This is a genomic window from Arthrobacter sp. NPDC058130 (assembly GCF_042884475.1).
GTDB lineage: Bacteria > Actinomycetota > Actinomycetes > Actinomycetales > Micrococcaceae > Arthrobacter.
The window spans coordinates 737,500-754,612 of sequence record NZ_JBHVTV010000002.1 but is presented as its reverse complement, the minus strand read 5'-3'; the positions used below and the strand labels follow the sequence as shown (position 1 = coordinate 754,612).

The window sequence follows — 17,113 nt, the reverse complement described above, 5'->3', positions numbered from 1 at the left end:
GCCAGCTATTCTTCCGCGGCCATTTCCACAGTCCGCAGTTCGTCCTCGGTTCCTTCGGCCGTGTCGCCCGCAGTGTTGTCCGCGGTTGCGGCCGCTGCGGCGGCGGGGCGCCGGTTGTTGCGGCGACGCTTGAGGAGCTGCACGCCCCCCGGCACGACCGAGACGAGGACCATCGCCACGGCAATGACGTCGATATTCCGGGCGATGATGTCAAAGTGTCCCAACCAGGTGCCAAGCATCGTCACGGAGACGGACCATGCCACCGCGCCAACGATGTTCCAGAGAGTGAAGTACTTGTACTCATAGCGCGCGATCCCTGCGGTCAGCGGAGCAAACGTCCTGACCATGGGGACGAAGCGGGCCAGTACGACGGCGGCCCCGCCGTGGCGGCGGAAGAAGTCTTCGGTGGTGGTAAGGTGCGCTGTCTTCAGGATCCGGGCATCGTCCTTGAACCATCGCCGGCCAAATTTACGCCCGAGCATGTAACCGACCTGGTCCCCGGCGACGGCAGCAGCGGTGACGACGCCGATCAGCACCGGCAACGTCACGTGCAGCTGCTGGTGCAGCAGGCCCGCAGTGAACAGCAACGAATCCCCGGGCAGGAAGGGAAAAAGCACGCCCGATTCGATGAAGACCATGAGTGCGATGACGCCCAAGGCGGCCGGGCCCAGCCCGGCGAGCAGGCTTGCCGGGTCCAGCAGCGAGGGTGTCCCGGCTGCCGCAGCCGGAAGGAGGGCAAAAACGTCCACAGCGTGCATTCTCAATTCCTCTCAGATTCCAGCGACCGGATGGCGGAAGGGGCGCGAAGCCGGTCCGCCATCCAGGGCGTCACAACGTTCCAGAGTCCCGTGAGCAGGACCACCGCGGCGCTCGCAGCCAGGAATGAAGCTGCCACATCGGTGGGGTAGTGGACCCCGATATACAGCCGCGACCAGGCGACGAGGAGTGCCAGCGCGGCCGCACTGAACGCAGTGATCTTGGCCCAGCGGGTTCCGCGGACCAGGAAGAACAGCGCGAAACCAACGGCCACCGCACAGGACACATGGCCGCTCGGGAAACTGTCGGAGCCGGTTTCCGGAGCTAGGGGATCGAACAGCAGGGCGGGGTCGGGCCGCTGGCGGGCCACGATGATCTTGAAGAATTCACTGGCCACCCAGCCGGAAGTTGCCACGAGGCCGAACGCTACCGCCTTAATCAGGCCGCCTCGGAACAGCCAGACGTAGAGGGCCGCGCCGCCGATCAGGGCAAGGCCCACCACCGGGCCAAACACGACATTGAGGGCCATCGCCACAGCGGTCAGGGCGGGGAGATGATGGTGGCTGAGGTCCTGGTCCACCCCGATCTCGGCAGCGCTAAAGCCCGGCGTCAGCTGCGCCGCCAGGCCCAGTGCTACGACGGCGGCGGACAGCAGGACGCCCAATAGCAACCAGTGGCGGACGTGGGGGAGTGCGGGTCCAGTCATGGGATCCTCCGGCTAGGGACAACGGACGCCCGAAAAAGGGCGCCGACTCCCACTCTCCCGCCAGGCGTTTAAGAAACGCTTAAGAAAGTCCCGCTGAGGAGTTCCGCCGGGGAGTCCCGCCGCTTTGCAGCGGGCAAAACCTACGCGGCGTAGCGCAGCAGCGTTACCCCGTTGCCAAAGGTGTGCGTCTCCAGCAGCCGGACCTGGGCACTGCTGTCGGCATCCTTGAACATGGGTCTGCCCCGCCCAATCAGTACCGGATGAACATACACCCAGTATTCGTCGATCAGCCCGAGCCGCCGGAAAGTATCGGCGAGCTCCGCCCCGCCGAGGGTCATATCCCCGCCCGGCTGCGCCTTTAGCGCCAGGACTTCTTCGGCTACTACCTCCCGGACCACAGTTGTGTTCGGACCGGCCGTCATCAGTGTCCGGGAGTAGACGATCTTGGGCATGTCCCGCCAGATTTGGGCGAACTCGGCCATCAGGGGACTGATGTCGGGGTCCTGGTCCGCGGTCGGCCAGTAACCTTCCATCAGCTCGTACGAGACGCGGCCCTCCAGGAAGGCGCCCATCGGGGCAAGTTTTTCGTTCATGTGTCCGTGCAGCTCGTCGTCCACCATGTGCCAGCTGATATCGCGGTCCAGTCCTTCGAAGAATCCGTCGAGTGACACCTGCATGACCATGATGATTTTTCGCATCTTCGCTCCTCGGTTTTCTACAGGGTACGCCGTGGCTTTGCGCGGCTGACCTGCAACGGAAAATATTTTCCGGCCGGGAATCTGGCTGGCTGGCCCAGTTTTTCCCAAGAACTGGCCCTTGCACGGGGTGCCGGGACCGTGCAGAATGCAGGAACTCTATGGCCTCACCGCGGTCAGTCACCTTTCGGGGGGAAGCACGATGCCTGCGAACGATTTCGCACAAAAGCCCGGGGCAGGTCCGGATGACTGAACCGCCGCCGCGCCACTATGGGTCCGGCGGCCACCGCGCGGACGACGGATCCCAGCCCGCGTCGCGGCCCGTACCAAGGCACGAGAGGAGGATCCGGCCCCAGTATCTGACAGCGGCCGCCGTCGCGGTTGCCCTGGTGGCTGCCGGCACCGTTTATGCGACCGTCCAGACGGGTGTGCCGCCCGACGCGCCGGCCGCCGCGGCCACGCCTGCTGCCGCTGCAGCAGGGACCGCCGGCGCGTCGCCGCTGACCGCGCCCCAGGGATCTGCGCCGCCGGTTACCGACGCCGGCGGGACAACACCGGCAGCGTCTGACCTTCCCGCAACAGCTCCAACCGCTGCAGGCCCCGCCTCGCCGGCAGTGGCCGAAGCGGCCGCTGCCACGAAGCCGGCCGAAGTGCCTCCCGCCGTCGTCGCGGTCCCGGCCATCGGCCCCGAACTCGACGCCCAGATCACTGGGATCATCCAGGCCAACAGCGCGTATTCGCTGGGGGTGTCGTTGATCGATCTTTCGGACGGCGTGGTCCACGGCTACGGGGTCCAGGAAAAGTTTGTGGCCGCCAGCACGGCCAAGATCCTTGCTGCGTCTGCCTATTACCACCTGGTCGAGACAGGGCGGGCGTCCCTGAATGCCCGTCTCGGCGCCTCGACGGCAGGCGCGCAGATCCGCCAGATGGTCCAGCAGAGCAACAATGATTCATGGGCACTGATTCTGGGGGCTGTCGGCCAGCGGGGCATCTCGGACTACGCGGCCTCGATTGGGATCACCTACGACCGTACGGTGAACCTGCTGACCCCCGCAGAAATGGCCCGGACCCTCCAGCTGCTCTACACCGGAGCGCTGCTCAATCCGGCCAACACCGCCCAGCTCCTGTCCTACATGCAGAACACCAACTTCGAGACGCTGATCCCTCCGGCGGTTCCGCCGGGCGTTGGGGTTTTTCACAAGTACGGGCTGCTGTTTGGAAACCTCCACGATGCCAGTGTCCTGGTCAAGGACGGCCGGGCCTTCGCGTTCGTCGTCTACACCCGGGGCAAGAACTACTCGGACATGGGCCCCCGGACCCGGATTATCCAGGAGCTCACCCGGGCCGTGACAGCCGCGTTGTTCTGAGAGTGCCGTCAGCCTTCAGGACCCGCCACAGGATCCTCCGGTGGACCTTTCGGTCGCCTTTTCGGTGGTGCCATAGACGCCAGGGCTCACTTTGTAGCCGTGGCGGTCCTGCGCCAGCGCGCGTTCGTTGACGGCGGCCAAGGCAGCCGCATCCAGCCTCGTGGTGGAGGTGAGGTCCAGGAATTCCCGGCTGTCCCCACCGGAAGCCGTTACTTTGAAACTCCCCTCCCCGGCACGGTAGTACTTCTGCTGGTGGCCGGCAGCCGCTCCCTCAAGGGGGTTGAACTCGTCGACCTTCAGGACGTCGGCCTTCCTGCTGACCACCTGGCCGCAGTCCAGGAAATCAATCGCTGGTGCTGACCCCTCTGTATAGGGGCCAAATTCCTTGGTCGGGTTCGCCAGCATGGCAATGCCGGCCCGCGCGTTGTCGACCCCGGCGATGAACGTGCTGGGGGCACCGGCAAATTTTCCGGATTCAAACTCCTCCGGGTACTCGCCAAACAGCCAGACCGCCCCTTTCCAGGTCTGGGCGAAGAAGGCCAGTTCGGATTCTTCAAGGACACCGTCGGAGTAGTCGCGGTCCCACAGGACAACAGTGCGGACTCCGTCCACCACCTTCGCCAGGCCCGTCACGATTGACACCACGCGGTGCGTGTGAACCTCCGGCGGGCTCGTGGTGAGGTCTGTGACTTTGCCGGTGAACTCGGACCGGGTTCCCGGTTTCATGGGCAGCCAGGTGTTGTCCACGTTCGGCTCGTGTGGGAAAAAATTCGCTCTGAAGCCGGGAAGTGAACCCGGGCCGCAGTCGGTCGCGGCGGCGGCCGGGGCGGCCCCGTCCTGGACGGCGCCGGCTTCGGCGCCGCCGGCCATAACGAGTGACAGCGGCAATGCTACGAGACAACTGAGAACGGCAATGCTCTTGCGGAACATCGGACTTTCCTTTGAGGCGTTCCGGTGCGGCCCCAGGCCGCGGTCAGACGATCACCGGTCCGGCGGCTGCGCGTTCCCGCTCGCGTGTCTTCTTCGACTTGGCGAATCTGAGGTACAGCGAGGGAACGATGAACAGGTTGAGCAGGGTGGAGGTGATCAGGCCGCCCAGGATCACGACGGCCATGGGGTGTTCGATTTCATGGCCGGGGATGTTGCCCATGACAACCAGGGGCACCAGGGCCAGGCCGGTGGCCAGGGTGGTCATGAGAATCGGCGACAGCCGCTCGGCCGCCCCGCGCAGCACCAGGGCGCGGCCGAAGGTCTCGCCTTCATACGTCTCCAGGTGCTGGCAGTGGTTGATGAGCAAGATGCCGTTGCGCGCAGCGATGCCCATCACGGTGAGGAAGCCGACCAGGGACCCGAGGGACAGGACCCCGCTGGAGAAGTAGGCGGCAATGACCCCGCCCACCAGGGCTACCGGCAGCGTGAGCAGCGACAGGAAGGCCAGGCGCCAGCTCCGGAACGACGCCTGCAGCAGCAGGAGGATCAAAACCAGTGCCGCCCCGGAGTAGATCATCAGGCGGTTCGTGGCCGCCTCGCGCTCGGTGTATTCGCCCAGCAGTTGCACGCTGTAGCCGGCCGGCAGATCCAGGCTGGCCAGCCGCGACTGCAGTTCGCCGACCACCTTCCCCAGGTCCGCACCCTGGGCCAGGAAGGAACCCACCTCCACGCGGCGGGAGCCGTTCGTGCGGTCGATCTGGTTCGGCGTCGCCTGCAGGCTGACGTCGGCGACGTCGGCAAGGCGAACCCGCGCTCCGCTGGGGGTATCGATGGGCAGGTCCTGGATGGCCGTGACGCTGGAGCGGGTGGCCGGGGTGCTCCACACCTGGACGTCGTAGGCCCGGCCGTCCCGGAAGACGTCGCCGACTTCCTCACCGGCCACGAGCGTGGCGGCCGCGCGCCGGACGTCGCCCGGTTTGAGGCCGTACTTCTGCGCCGCGGCCAGATTAACCGTGACGGCGATCTGGGGGACTTCCACCTCGAGGGAGACATGCGGGTCCTGGGTGCCCTGGATCGAGTCCATCACTGTCTTGACCCGCTGCGCCTGTTCCCGGAGCACCTTGAGATCGTCTCCATAGACCCGGACCAGGATGGGCTCGCTGGCGCCGGTGATGACCTCTTCGATGCGCTCCTTCAGATAGGTCTGGACGTCACGGTGCAGCCCCGGGTAGCCTTTGACCACTTCCTCCACGGCGGCCACGGTCTCGTCGTAGTTGGCATGCCGGTCGATGCTGATCCAGTGTTCGCCGGCGTTGACACCGACGATCTCGTCCGCGGCGAACGCCTGTCCGATGTGCGTGCCGCAGTTCAGGACGCCGGGGACCTTAAGGAATTCCTCGCAGCCGCGCTGGGAGATCCTGAATTCTTCCGCGGCAGACGTTCCCGGTTCCGAGATCCAGTGCATCAGGAAGTCCCGTTCCTTGAACGTCGGGAACAGGGACGAGCCCATCAGGGGAGCCAGGACCAGGCCCACCACCGCCAGCACGCCAAAGCCTGCGTAGCCGAACCGGGGCCGGTTCATGGTCCTGGACAGGGCAGCGTGGTAGCCACGTTTGAGTACCCGGACCAGCGGCGCGTCGCGTTCTTGCAGTTTGGCGTTGCCCAGCAGGATCAGGGCCAGGGCAGGCGTCACTGTCAGCGCCACCAGCATCGAGGCAAGGACAGCCAGGGTGTAGGAGACAGCCAGCGGCCGGAAGAAGACGCCGGTCAGCCCGTCGAGGAAGAAGATCGGTACCGCGGCGACCACAATGATCAGGGTCGCGTAGACGATCGGGCTCCGCATCTCCAGGGAGGCTTTCAAGACCACCGATGCCGCGGGTTCTTCACTGCCCTGCGCGCGTCTCTGCCGGAGCCGGCGCATGATGTTTTCGACGTCGATGATCGCGTCATCCACCACGACGCCGACGGCGATGACGAGCCCCGCGAGCACCATTGTGTTGATCGCACTGGACGTGAAATAGAGCACCAGTGCGGCCGTGAGCAGGGACAACGGAATGGCGACGATGCTGATCAGGGCCGTGCGCCACTGGAAGAGGAACGCCACCAGGATCATGACCACCAGCAGGCAGCCGAGCAGCAGCGCAATGCTGAGGTTGGAGATCGCTTCCTCAACGAAGCTGGCGGGCCGGAAGATCGTGGTATCGAAGTTGATGCCGCTCAGGCCCGGCTGCAGCTCGTGGAGAGCCTCCTCCACGCCCTTGGTCACGTCCAGTGTGTTGCCCCACGGCAGTTTCTCGACGATCAGCATGAGCCCGTGCCCGTTGTTGATAACGGCATCACCGATCAGCGGCTGATGGTCCTCAATAACCTGGGCCACATCGCCCAGATGCAGCGCCACCCCGTCCTTTTCCCGGATGGTCACCTGGGCCAGATCAGCGGGTGTCTGGATCGGCTGGACGTGGCGGATCCCCATTCTCTGGGTCGGGCTGTCGATGAAGCCGCCCGTTCCGATGAACCGTCCTGGGGAGTATTGCAGCAGCCCGGCGTCGAGGGCGCCGGCGGTGACTTCCATGACCTGGTTGAGGGAGACGTTCTGGGCCTTGAGCTTGTCCGGTTCGACCTGGACCTGAAGCATCTGGAGCCGCTCGCCCCAGATGGCCACGTTGGCCACCCCGGGGACCCGCAGCAGCCGCGCCCGGATGGTCCAGTAGGACAGCATGGACATTTCGATGAGCGAATGTTCCGAGGACGTCATCCCGATCTTCATCACGCGGCTGGTCGCGGACAGCGGCTGGAGCATCACCGGCGGGGCCGCCCACGTTGGCAGCGCCGCGGTGACCGACGACATCCGTTCGGATACGAGCTGGCGGGCGTTGAGCAGGTCAGTGCCCTGATGGAAAAGCAGCACGATCGAGGACAACTGGGGCACGGACTTGGACCGGATCTCGTCCAGGCCCGGCATGCCGCTCACGGCGGCCTCGATCGGCACGCTGACGAGCTCTTCGACTTCCTGGGCGGTCAACCCGAGGCACGCGGTCTGGATTTCCACGCGTGGCGGGGCGAATTCCGGGAAGACATCAACGGACGCGGAACTCAGCTGCAGGGAGCCTAGCAGCATCACGGCGCACGCGAGGGCCACAACGACCGTCTTGAAACGGAGGCTGATCCCGATGAGCCAGCGCATGTCACTCGGCCGTATCGAATTCGGTGCCGAGAAGTTCCTCCGCACCTGTCGTGACGACCACGGTCCCTGCCCGCGGCCCGTCCGTCAGGACGGCAACGTCGCCGTTGATGCGCTCTACCGTGATGGATTGGCGGACGTAGACCCGGGGCTCGGGGTTGGCATAGACCCACGCTTTGCCCGAGCTGTCGTACAGTATGGCCCCGTAGGGGACGGTGAGCTTCCCGGTCTGGGGATCCGTGGCAATCACGGCTGTCACGATCCCGACCCGTTCGACGGCGTGCTCGGTGAGGGTGAGCCGGTGAAGGTCCGTGCCGGGGACTTCGGCGATCGCCGCCGGTTCGCCCTCGGAGGGTGCGGCCTCCGGTGCCTGGGCGCAGCCTGCGACCCCTAGAGCCATGAATACCGTGACGAACGCTGCAATGATGAGTCCCGCGGCCTTGTTGCCCCGCGGCGATGATATGGAGTTCATGACGCGTCCTGGCTTTCAGTCCGTGCAGCGGTACCCTGGCCGGTCCCTGCGCTGGGTGCTGGCTTCGGCTCGAACCGAAGCAGCAGGGCGGGCACGACAAACAGGGTGAAGAAGGTTGTTGTCAGCAGGCCGCCCCAGATGATCACGGCGAGCGGCAGGATAATTTCAGTTCCGACGACGCCGCCCAGAAGGACCAGGGGCAGCAGCGCCAGGGCCGTTATCGCGGTCGACATCAGGACGGGTCCCAGTCTCTCCTTGGTTCCGCGGACCACCAAGGCAGACCAGGGCGCCGAATCGTCGCCGGCCCGCAGGCCCTGGACCTGGCCGGTCAGCAGAAGGGTGCCGCGGACGGCGATCCCCAGGACTGCGGCGAAGGCGACCAAGGCAACCAGCGAGTTGACCCCGCCCGTGGCCTGGGCGGCCAGCACACCGCCGGACAGTGCCAGGATCAGGCCCAGGAAGAGCGGGCCGGCGAGCCGCCAGCTCCTTGTCGCCGTCTGCAGCAGCACCAGGATGCCGGCCCCGGCAACCGCCGCGAGCAGCCAGAGCCACTGGTAATTGCTTTGCTGCTGGGCGTACTGGGTCAGAACCTCCGCGTGGTAGGACATCGGGAACTGCATCTGCTGCAGGCTCGCGTCGATGTCACGCTGGATGTCGCCGAGCGGACGGCCCTGGATATCAGCCTTCACATCGATACGCCGCGAGGTGTCGTCGTGCAGGATCACCGACTCGTTGCCGACCATGCTCACCTGGGCGACGTCGCCCAGGCGGGCGTGCCCGCCGTTGGGGGTATCGATGATGAGGTTGCGGACGCTGTCAAGGCTGCTGCGGGTGGCCGCGTTCCCCTTCACGATGACAGAGAAGACCTTCTGCTGTTCGTAGAGGTTGCCGACTTCGATGCCCTGCAGCAGCGCGGCAGCCGCGCGTCGCACTTCACCGGGGACGACGCCGGCCTTCTGTGCGGCGGCGAGGTCCACCTTGACCTCGGCGATCGGCTGTTCGGCGGGCAGGTCGATGTGGGGATTGACCACTCCGGCCGTGTGCTCAAGGATCTTTTGCACCTCCGCCGCCTTTTGCCGCAGGATCGCCGGGTCCAGGCCAAAGACCCGGACGGCGAAGCCGCTGTCCGCTTCCTCCCGGATCTGGTCGATGCGTTCCTGCGGGTAGGTGGAGACTTTGCTGGTCAGGCCCGCATAACCGGCGATCACGCGTTCGACGGCGGCTGCCGTGTCGGCGTAGGAGGCGTCGGGGGCCACGGTCACCCACAGCTCGCCGGAGCTGACGTCACTGACCTGGTCCGAGGTGATTGCCCGCCCGACGTGACCTCCGACGTTGGCAACGCCAGCCACGGTACGCAGTTCCACAGCCGCCGCCTCGGTAATCCGGCTCATTTCCTGGTCCGAGGTGCCGGCTATCGCGCTCCAGTGCACCACCAGGGTCTTGTCCGCCAGCACCGGCACCACGGGACGGGTCCCGGCCAGCTGGGGTGCAAGCGCCAGTCCGGCCAGCGCGAGGACCGCCGCGGCGGCGAATACCCACCGCGTCTTTCGCGTCAGTCGCGTCACGGTCCGGCCGTAGGCGCCTTGCAGCCGTGCCAGGGAACGGCGTTCCGGCGTCTTGGAACCGCCCGGCAGGACGAACGCCAGTGCCGCCGTGACCGTGAGCGCGACAATCATCGAGACAACCAGGGCGAGCAGGTAGCTCTGGACCAGGGGGCCGAACAGTGCACCGTTCTCACCGGAAATAAAGAGCGCAGGCATGACGGCCAATGCCATGATCAGCAGCGCATAGAGGATTGGCGTGCGGACTGCCCGGAAGGCGGCCGGAATCAATGAGTCGCGCCGGTCCTGTGCCTGGGCGGCCTCCGACCCGCCTTCGCCGGTCGCGAGGCCGGCCCTGGCGGCTGCGCTGCGGGCCCGGGCGATGCCGTTCAAATCTTCCGCGACATCCCCGACGATGACGGCCAAGGCCAGCACCATGCCGGCCAGGACCATGGTGTTCATCCCAGTGCCGCGCAGATCGAGCACCAGCGCTGCCGCGGTCAGCGACACGGGAATCGTGATCAGGCTGATCAGGGCCGTGCGCCAAGAGCGGAAGAAGGCGCCAAACATGGCAACGATCAGCAGAAGGGAGATCAGCACAGCGATACCGAGCGTTCCGACCTCTTCGTCGATGAAGGAGGCCTGCCGGTAGACGCTGGTATCGACCGTGACTCCGGGCAGGCCCGGCTGGAGCTCGCGGAGAACCTCGTCAACGCCCCGGGTCACGTCCATCGTGTTGGTCTCGGGGAACTTCTCGATCACCAGCAACAACTCGGCTTCGTTGCTGAGCAGGGCGTCACCGATCAGGGGCTGGTGGTCGGTTGCCACCGTGGCCACGTCCTTGAGCAGGATGTTGCCTGCAGGTCCCTGGAGGGGAACCTGCCCCAGATCCTCCGGCGTGGTGATCGGCAGGACATGCTGGACGCCGATCCGCTGGTGGCCCGTCTCGAAGAAGCCGCCGGTACCGGGCGTGGAGGCTTCCAAGAAGCTCAAGGGCGAAACCCAGACGGAATTGCCTGTCGTCTTGATGACTTCGTCAAGCGTCACGCCCTTGGCCTCGAGCTGCGCCGGGTCCACCAGGACTTGAAGCTGCTGGTCGCGAAGGCCCCAGATCGCCACATTCGCGACGCCGGGAACGGCAAGGAGTCCGGGTTTCATGGTCCAGCGGGCCAGGACGGACATGTCGATGGCCGACATGCTCTTGGACGTCAGCCGGACCATCATGACCCGGCTTGTCGAGGACAGCGGCTGCATGAGCACTGGAGCCGCCGAAACGTTGGGCAGTGCACGCGCTTGCGTCAGCCGTTCAGAGACGAGCTGGCGTGCGCGCAAGATGTCTGTCCCCGGCTTGAAAACCATCTGGATCGACGAAAGGCCGGGCACGGACTTGGACCGGATCGCCTCAACCCAGGCCACCCCGTTCAGCAGGTCGGCTTCCATGGGGGAGGTGATGAGTTGCTCAACCTCGGCGGCCGAGAGTCCCAGGGCTTCAGTCTGGATCTCCACCTGCGGCGGGGCGAATTCCGGGAAGGCGTCCACGGACATGTTCGGCAGGTTGGTGAGCCCGAGGGCTAGGATTCCTGCCGCAGCGGCCAGCACGAGGAGCCGGAACTGCAGAGTCCAGCGTACGATGGCAGCCATCATGGCCGGTGCCCCGCATGTTCCACCGTGTTGCACGGGCTGGCGGAGTTAAAATCGCGGCGGCGGCGTCGCCGGTGGCCTGGGCCCACGGGCCCGGCAATTGGGGGGAGCGGGCGGCGGATTGCAGCCGCGGAACCGATCTCCGTGAAATGGGTGTTGACTGCTTTTGCTGCTTGGCAAAATGCCCGGTTGGTATTCACGGCGCGGCTCCTCAATCCAATGCCATAGCGCCCCCCAGCCGTCAAGAGTCATAATGATCTTCGGGCAAGCAGGCGTCAATAGGGATACAGGTGATCGCCATGAAAGCAGTCGCAGGGGACCGGATCATCATTCGGGGGACCACGGTCGAGTCCACGGACCGACACGGCCTGATCCTTGAAGTGAGGGGGTCCGATGGTGCGCCGCCGTACCTTGTCAGGTTCGACGACGGCCACGAGACCATCATGTTCCCCGGTGGTGATTTCGTCGTCGAGCGGGCCGCGAGCGGGCCCTAGAAACTCGAGGAACTCCCGGACCCGGAGAAGCTGCCGCCGCTGGACCCATACCCGGTGGTGGTGCCTCCGCCGCGCGCGGAGCTGACGCTGCTGACGCCGGTGTGGAAGCCGGTGTTGAAGCTCGGGACCGAGAAGAAGTAGTAGGACGGGTACACCGTTCCGAGGATGCTCGGCTCGTAGGCGCGGCCGTATCTGGCCTTGCTTCCGGCCTGCGCGCTGTCCATTTCCTGGCGCATCAGTCCGGCTTCCCTGTCATTGCGGGCAATGGCGTCGATCAGGGTGTCGGCGTGATTCTTCAGGAGCTCAGATAGGTGGGTCCGGGCGTCACGCAGCCGGTCCAGCGCCGTCTCGGGTGTGATTGAACCGTCCGCCAGTTCCGCGGACCAGCGCTCGAGTTCGCACCGGCTTTCGTCGCGGAAGGCCCTCAGTGCGGCGGCGGTCGCCGAAGTTCCCTCGGCCCGGCGCTGACTGAGCACCTCTTCCAGGCCGTCGAGGTCCTTGCGGAATGGTGCGAGCTGGCGGTCCCAGGCTGCAGGCCAGGATGAGCCCCGGTTGAGCAGGGCATTGGTATCGGCGATCACGTCGTCCAGCGCGTCGAGTTCGGCCGCGGCGTCGGCGTAGCTGCGGACCAGTTTGAGGTTCTGCCTGCGGCTAAGGTCCCGGCTGCTGAGGGCATGGACCTGGTTGGAAAGTTCGGTGGCTGTGTTGTAGCGGTTCACAAACGTGCGGTGTTTCTCCAGGACCGTGCCCCCGTACCGGGACGACTCGGGGATGGTACTGGCGTTCAGTTCGGTGACCTGCAGGTCCATGCTGACGTTGGCATAGCTGGCGTCGCCCCGGGCGAGTTCCGTCCGGCTGGACACGCGGGTCCGCCATCGCACGATCAGCCACGCTGCGGCACCGCAGACGGCGGCGACCACGGCCGCCCACGCTGTGACGAGGAAAGCCGTGGAACGGTACCACGGCTGGTTGATCAGCTCGGCGCCGCGGCGTATCCCGGCAATGGTGCCGTCGGTCCATTGCGCGTCGCGGAGCAGTTCCTTGGAGGCATTCTGGATGTCCTCGCGCTGTTCGGGCGAGACTTTGCGGTCCTCACCCATGTACGTCCCCACATGCCGGCCCACCGGATCGAGGGCGAAGATGAACAGTCCGTCCGCCCATTTCTGCCCGTCGGCGCTGATCCATTCGGGGTGTTCGGTGCGGGCGAACCGCAGCACTTCCTCGTTCAGGTTGTCCGCGGCCGTGCCGTTGTACGTGTAGATCGCGACTTTGGTGGGCTCGTAAAAGTCGGTGGACTGCACTGCCGGCAGCAGCGTCCTTTGGTCCAAAACCCCGGCACGGTCTTCAACCACGACGGCGGCCGGCGTCACGGCGAATGCCGCGGGAGTTCCGCCGAGAAGGCCGGCCATCAGCACAACCACAGTGGCGAGTGCCTTGCGCATGATTCCCATTTTCCGAGCGTAGTGGCTGGCTCCGGCTGAGTCGACGCAGGCGCCTCGGATGCGGCAGTTCCCGGTGCGGGTCGCCGTCCTGCAAGGCTGCCGGGCGGCGGCCAATCGACTCTGGTCAGGGGAATGCGGCAGCGCTACTCTATTCCGTGCCGGCTTCCCCGGCCGGCCACACTTATGGAGAAATCAGGGATGCCCCATGGCTGGCAAATATGAGGTCTACAAGGACAAATCCGGCGGATTCCGGTTCCGGCTCAAGGCCGCCAACGGCGAGGTGATCGCCTCATCGCAGAGCTATAAAACCAAGGCAAGCGCCATGGGCGGCGTTGAGTCCGTCAAAAAGAACGCCGCCTCCGCGGTAGTCGACCTGACGGAGGCGGCGGCCGAGACGGGATAAATCCGCAGGTCAGGTGTCGAATTTGGCCGGTCACCGCCTAGGATTACGGCATGTCTACCTACGAAGTTACCCGCAGCGCAGTCATTCCCGCACCGGCCGAGGACATCTTTCCGCTGGTCAACAGCTTCCACGAATGGACCAAGTGGTCGCCGTGGGAGTCAGTTGACCCTGCCATGGAGCGGAGCTACTCCGGCAGCGAATCCGGCGTCGGGGCCAAGTATGCCTGGAGCGGTAACCGCAAGGCCGGTGCCGGCACCATGGAAATCGTCGAATCCGCCGAGCCGCGCGAGATCAAGATCCGCCTGGAATTCACCAAGCCGTTCAAAGCAGTCAACCCCACCTCGTTCACGTTCGCGCCGTCAGCCAACGGAACGCAGGTCACCTGGACCATGACCGGGGAGAACAAGGGCATCGGAAAGGTCTTCGCCCTGTTCATGAACATGGACAAGATGGTCGGGACCGACTTCGAAAAGGGCCTGGCCTCGCTGGCCGGCGCCGTCGCACAGCGGAAGGCCTGAGCGGTACGCGCTCCGGACCGCGCGGCCCGTTCCCAGCGACTGTGGAGGGTCCTTGCGGGTTTTTTTGATGGCCGTGTGAAAGAGTGCAAGCATTGAGCCGCCAATGCCACGCTGATCGGTCAATCAGAAAGCCGGAATCCATGTGCCGGAGCGCCACGAAAACCCGCCGTCGAATCGCTGTGCGGCTGCTGGTTGCAGCAGTCCTGGTGGCGTCGGCCGCGGCCTGCCAGCCCGCTCCGCCGGGCGGCGGTCCGGCTCCCACCGCCGGAGGCACGGCCACGGCGCGGGCCGGGTCGACGCCGGGGCACGTGTTCGTGATCAATCTTGAAAACAAGGGCTACAACGAAGTGTGGGGTGCCGGTTCTAAGGCCCCTTACCTGTCGGAGACCCTTCGCGGCCAGGGCGTCCTGCTGTCCGACTACTACGGGATCGCCCACAACTCGAACCCAAACTACCTGGCCCAGATTTCCGGGCAGGCCTCAAACGCGATGACCCGCGACGACTGCCCCACATACGCGGCGTTCCAGATGACGGGGATGGCCTCACTGGGCCAGGCGGAGGGCACCGGCTGTGTCTATCCGGCGTCGGTCCCCACAGTGGCCGGGCAGCTCAGCGCCGCCGGAAAGACCTGGAAGGGCTACATGGAAGACATGGGGACGCCGTGCCGCCATCCCAAGCTTGGCGGCAGGGACACCAGCCAGGGCGCCAAGGTGGGCGACCAATACGCGACGCGGCACAATCCGTTCGTGTACTTCCAGGCCATCACTTCGTCACCGGAATGCCAGAGCAATGTGGTGGACCTGGGTGAACTGCGGACCGACCTCCAGTCCGCGGACACCACACCGAACCTGTCCTACATTTCGCCCAATCTTTGCAACGACGGCCACGACAGCCCCTGCGTCGACGGCAGTGAGGGCGGACTGGCCGCGGCCGACAACTGGCTGAGCCAGCAGGTCCCGGCGATCTTGAATTCCCCGGCCTTCCAGCAGGACGGGATGCTGGTCATCACCTTCGATGAATCCGAGGGCAAGACCGTTGGGCCGTCGGGACTGCTGCCCGGCGGCACGGCCGGCGGCAAGATTGGTGCGCTGGTGCTCTCGCCGTTCACCCACGGCGGCACGACTTCGGACCGGGCCTACAACCACTTCAGCCTCCTTGCCAGCATCGAAGACGCGTTCTCCCTGCCGCGCCTGGGCTACGCCGGGGCGCCGGGCCTGAACAGCTTCGGAGCGGATGTTTTCAACGCCGGCTCCTACTGAGCCCCCGCTACAAGGCCTGCGGCTCCGAACCGTTTCCGGATGCTTCCTGGCCGTATTCGGCAGTGATCAGGATGGGAAGGTGGTCCGAGGCGCCACGCGGCAACGTCTCGACGCTTTCGATCTCCAGCCCCTGGGAGGTGGCGAAGTCGAAGTGGCCCTTGAAGACCTTGTACCGGGTGTAGGTCCGGCGGTCACTCATGGTGAGGTCGTAGCCGGCGTCCTTCATCTGCGCCGTCAGGGACTTGGTGAAGAAGGGGTAGTTGAAGTCGCCCACCATCAGCGACATCAGGCCGCCACCCATGCTGAGCAGCTCGGCATGCGCGGCGTGGATCTGGTTGCGCCGCAGGGAGTTAGATGCCGTCAGGGGCGCCGCGTGGAAGGAGGCGATAACGAGTTCGTGGTCCGTCTCATTGTCGGTCACGCGGGTGCCGATGAGCCGTTCGTGTGCGGGGGCCAGGACGCGGTCGTGGAGGGACTTCTTCAAGGCGAACGTCTGGGTGTCGTAGGCGGTGAAGCGGTCCTTGCGGTAGTAGATGGCCAGGCCCAGCCGGTTTCCCCGGGTGGCGTCGGCCAGGTGGAGGTCGCCGATGGTGTCCGGCAGGTCCTCGGTATCGCACTCCTGGAGGCACAAAGCGTCAATCTCGAAATCGCCGGCCAGATCGACCAGCTCACCGCTGGCCGCGTGCTTGCGGAGGTTGTAGCTGATGACTCGAATCAGGGGAGCACCTCTTCGGATGATAGTTGCGTAAGCTCTGACCGAGTCTACCCAGTCCGGCTGTCCGAACACTGACTATTGACCCGGAAGTGTTTGCGGCTGCCACGCGTCCTGGCCGTGAAAGGCCGCCGGCCCGAAGGGATAGTGTGTTCTGGAATCATCAGCCATGCGAAAGGGCGGACGTTGACTGTTGTACTACCGGAACTTGCCGACGGCGATTTCTACTATGAAGTGCTCGGCGGCGGACGGTTCCGCTCCACGGTGCACGCCCAGGGCGCCTGGAACGAACACGAGCAGCACATGGCCCCCGCGTCCGGGCTCATGGCCGACTGCCTGGCCAGACATGAGCCCCGCGAGGACATGCGCATGGCGCGGCTCAGCTATGAAATCCTCGGACTGATCCCCGGCGGCGAGTTCGAGATCGTGACCTCTACGCTCCGCCCCGGCCGGACCATCGAACTGGTCCAGGCCGACCTCGTCGCCGCCGGCCGCACGGCCATCCGCGCCACGGCGTGGCGGATGATTACCTCGGACACCGCCGCCATCGCGGCTTTTGAGGATCCGCGGATCCCGGCGCCGGAGGACTGCGAACCGTACGACGCCGCCCGTGTCTGGCCCGGCGGCTATATCGCTTCACTGAAGATGCGGATCGCCGAGGGCCACCGGGCGGGGTCGGGAACGGTGTGGCTGCACACCGACCATCCGCTGACGGACCGGGCAGACAGCGGAGACGTCGCCCGGCTGGTCGGCCTGGTGGACACGGCCAACGGCATTGCCGCCCGTGTCCCGCCGGGCAAGGGCAGCTACGCCTTCCCCAACCTGGACCTGCAGATCCACATGTACCGGCAGCCGGAGGGCGAATGGCTGGGGCTGGACAACGAAGTATCCTTCGGCACCGACGGGATCGGGTTGACGTCCACGGTGCTCCATGACCTCACGGGCCCGTTCGGCCGCGCGGAACAAATCCTGACGCTGCGAAAATCCTAGTTCGTG

Annotated in this window: 15 protein-coding genes; 6 read left to right on the top strand and 9 right to left on the bottom strand. The window is 65.6% G+C overall.

The genetic code is table 11. From position 1 onward, the window contains the following. Positions 1-5: 5 nt before the first annotated feature. The 3 genes from ACFVTM_RS07610 to ACFVTM_RS07600 form a co-directional block, all read right to left on the bottom strand. Positions 6-758 carry a DedA family protein gene (locus ACFVTM_RS07610; protein WP_390202780.1) on the bottom strand — a complete coding sequence of 251 codons (753 nt, stop codon included), beginning with the start codon at positions 756-758 and terminating at the stop codon, positions 6-8. 2 nt (positions 759-760) lie between these two features. After that, a complete protein-coding gene (locus ACFVTM_RS07605) occupies positions 761-1,462 on the bottom strand; it encodes a phosphatase PAP2 family protein (protein WP_390202779.1) in 702 nt (233 codons plus the stop codon). A gap of 140 nt (positions 1,463-1,602) precedes the next feature. Continuing rightward, the gene (locus ACFVTM_RS07600; protein ID WP_390202778.1) at positions 1,603-2,160 is read right to left on the bottom strand and encodes a dihydrofolate reductase family protein; all 558 of its coding nucleotides are present in this window, start codon (positions 2,158-2,160) and stop codon (positions 1,603-1,605) included. A 242-nt stretch (positions 2,161-2,402) separates the two neighbouring features. On the opposite strand from ACFVTM_RS07600, the gene ACFVTM_RS07595 reads away from it, so the two are divergent. Then, positions 2,403-3,524: a serine hydrolase gene (locus ACFVTM_RS07595; RefSeq protein WP_390202777.1), complete on the top strand. Its 1,122-nt coding sequence runs from the start codon at positions 2,403-2,405 to the stop codon at positions 3,522-3,524. A 15-nt stretch (positions 3,525-3,539) separates the two neighbouring features. Here ACFVTM_RS07595 and ACFVTM_RS07590 read toward each other — a convergent pair whose 3' ends face one another. The 4 genes from ACFVTM_RS07590 to ACFVTM_RS07575 are packed head-to-tail and all read right to left on the bottom strand — an operon-like array spanning position 3,540 to position 11,292. Further along, the gene (locus ACFVTM_RS07590) at positions 3,540-4,454 is read right to left on the bottom strand and encodes a hypothetical protein (RefSeq protein WP_390202776.1); all 915 of its coding nucleotides are present in this window, start codon (positions 4,452-4,454) and stop codon (positions 3,540-3,542) included. Positions 4,455-4,497: 43 nt separating this feature from the next. Beyond that, entirely contained in the window at positions 4,498-7,638 is a 3,141-nt protein-coding gene (locus ACFVTM_RS07585; RefSeq protein WP_390202775.1) for an efflux RND transporter permease subunit, read from the bottom strand. 1 nt (position 7,639) lies between these two features. Continuing rightward, complete coding sequence (locus ACFVTM_RS07580; RefSeq protein WP_390202774.1) at positions 7,640-8,107, bottom strand: hypothetical protein; 468 nt, start codon at positions 8,105-8,107, stop codon at positions 7,640-7,642. Next, entirely contained in the window at positions 8,104-11,292 is a 3,189-nt protein-coding gene (locus ACFVTM_RS07575) for an efflux RND transporter permease subunit (RefSeq protein WP_390202773.1), read from the bottom strand. The genes ACFVTM_RS07580 and ACFVTM_RS07575 overlap by 4 nt, the downstream gene beginning before the upstream one ends. A gap of 296 nt (positions 11,293-11,588) precedes the next feature. Between ACFVTM_RS07575 and ACFVTM_RS07570 the strand changes: the two genes are divergently transcribed. After that, on the top strand, positions 11,589-11,783 hold the full coding sequence (locus ACFVTM_RS07570; RefSeq protein ID WP_390202772.1) for a DUF1918 domain-containing protein: 195 nt from the start codon (positions 11,589-11,591) through the stop codon (positions 11,781-11,783). Here ACFVTM_RS07570 and ACFVTM_RS07565 read toward each other — a convergent pair. After that, a complete protein-coding gene (locus tag ACFVTM_RS07565) occupies positions 11,780-13,234 on the bottom strand; it encodes a DUF5129 domain-containing protein (protein ID WP_390202771.1) in 1,455 nt (484 codons plus the stop codon). The genes ACFVTM_RS07570 and ACFVTM_RS07565 overlap by 4 nt on opposite strands. 196 nt (positions 13,235-13,430) lie before the next feature. Between ACFVTM_RS07565 and ACFVTM_RS07560 the strand changes: the two genes are divergently transcribed. From ACFVTM_RS07560 to ACFVTM_RS07550, 3 genes are all read left to right on the top strand, one after another. Further along, positions 13,431-13,628 (top strand): YegP family protein, encoded by a 198-nt coding sequence (locus tag ACFVTM_RS07560; RefSeq protein ID WP_390202770.1) that lies wholly within the window; start codon positions 13,431-13,433, stop codon positions 13,626-13,628. Positions 13,629-13,678: 50 nt separating this feature from the next. Continuing rightward, the gene (locus ACFVTM_RS07555) at positions 13,679-14,146 is read left to right on the top strand and encodes an SRPBCC family protein (protein WP_390202769.1); all 468 of its coding nucleotides are present in this window, start codon (positions 13,679-13,681) and stop codon (positions 14,144-14,146) included. 140 nt (positions 14,147-14,286) lie between these two features. Continuing rightward, on the top strand, positions 14,287-15,405 hold the full coding sequence (locus ACFVTM_RS07550; protein ID WP_390202768.1) for an alkaline phosphatase family protein: 1,119 nt from the start codon (positions 14,287-14,289) through the stop codon (positions 15,403-15,405). Between the two features lie 7 nt (positions 15,406-15,412). Here ACFVTM_RS07550 and ACFVTM_RS07545 read toward each other — a convergent pair whose 3' ends face one another. Then, on the bottom strand, positions 15,413-16,120 hold the full coding sequence (locus tag ACFVTM_RS07545; RefSeq protein ID WP_390202826.1) for an endonuclease/exonuclease/phosphatase family protein: 708 nt from the start codon (positions 16,118-16,120) through the stop codon (positions 15,413-15,415). 183 nt (positions 16,121-16,303) lie between these two features. Here ACFVTM_RS07545 and ACFVTM_RS07540 point away from each other — a divergent pair, with 183 nt between their 5' ends. Next, positions 16,304-17,107, top strand: coding sequence for a thioesterase family protein (locus ACFVTM_RS07540; protein ID WP_390202767.1), 804 nt, complete (start codon positions 16,304-16,306; stop codon positions 17,105-17,107). Positions 17,108-17,113 lie beyond the last annotated feature (6 nt).

Bases quoted from the DNA above. Each gene is read 5' to 3' on its own strand.
- ACFVTM_RS07610 (WP_390202780.1), bottom strand. From the start codon at position 758: ATGCACGCTGTGGACGTTTTTGCCCTCCTTCCGGCTGCGGCAGCCGGG.
- ACFVTM_RS07605 (WP_390202779.1), bottom strand. From the start codon at position 1,462: ATGACTGGACCCGCACTCCCCCACGTCCGCCACTGGTTGCTATTGGGC.
- ACFVTM_RS07600 (WP_390202778.1), bottom strand. From the start codon at position 2,160: ATGCGAAAAATCATCATGGTCATGCAGGTGTCACTCGACGGATTCTTC.
- ACFVTM_RS07595 (WP_390202777.1), top strand. From the start codon at position 2,403: ATGACTGAACCGCCGCCGCGCCACTATGGGTCCGGCGGCCACCGCGCG.
- ACFVTM_RS07590 (WP_390202776.1), bottom strand. From the start codon at position 4,454: ATGTTCCGCAAGAGCATTGCCGTTCTCAGTTGTCTCGTAGCATTGCCG.
- ACFVTM_RS07585 (WP_390202775.1), bottom strand. From the start codon at position 7,638: ATGCGCTGGCTCATCGGGATCAGCCTCCGTTTCAAGACGGTCGTTGTG.
- ACFVTM_RS07580 (WP_390202774.1), bottom strand. From the start codon at position 8,107: ATGAACTCCATATCATCGCCGCGGGGCAACAAGGCCGCGGGACTCATC.
- ACFVTM_RS07575 (WP_390202773.1), bottom strand. From the start codon at position 11,292: ATGATGGCTGCCATCGTACGCTGGACTCTGCAGTTCCGGCTCCTCGTG.
- ACFVTM_RS07570 (WP_390202772.1), top strand. From the start codon at position 11,589: ATGAAAGCAGTCGCAGGGGACCGGATCATCATTCGGGGGACCACGGTC.
- ACFVTM_RS07565 (WP_390202771.1), bottom strand. From the start codon at position 13,234: ATGGGAATCATGCGCAAGGCACTCGCCACTGTGGTTGTGCTGATGGCC.
- ACFVTM_RS07560 (WP_390202770.1), top strand. From the start codon at position 13,431: ATGGCTGGCAAATATGAGGTCTACAAGGACAAATCCGGCGGATTCCGG.
- ACFVTM_RS07555 (WP_390202769.1), top strand. From the start codon at position 13,679: ATGTCTACCTACGAAGTTACCCGCAGCGCAGTCATTCCCGCACCGGCC.
- ACFVTM_RS07550 (WP_390202768.1), top strand. From the start codon at position 14,287: ATGTGCCGGAGCGCCACGAAAACCCGCCGTCGAATCGCTGTGCGGCTG.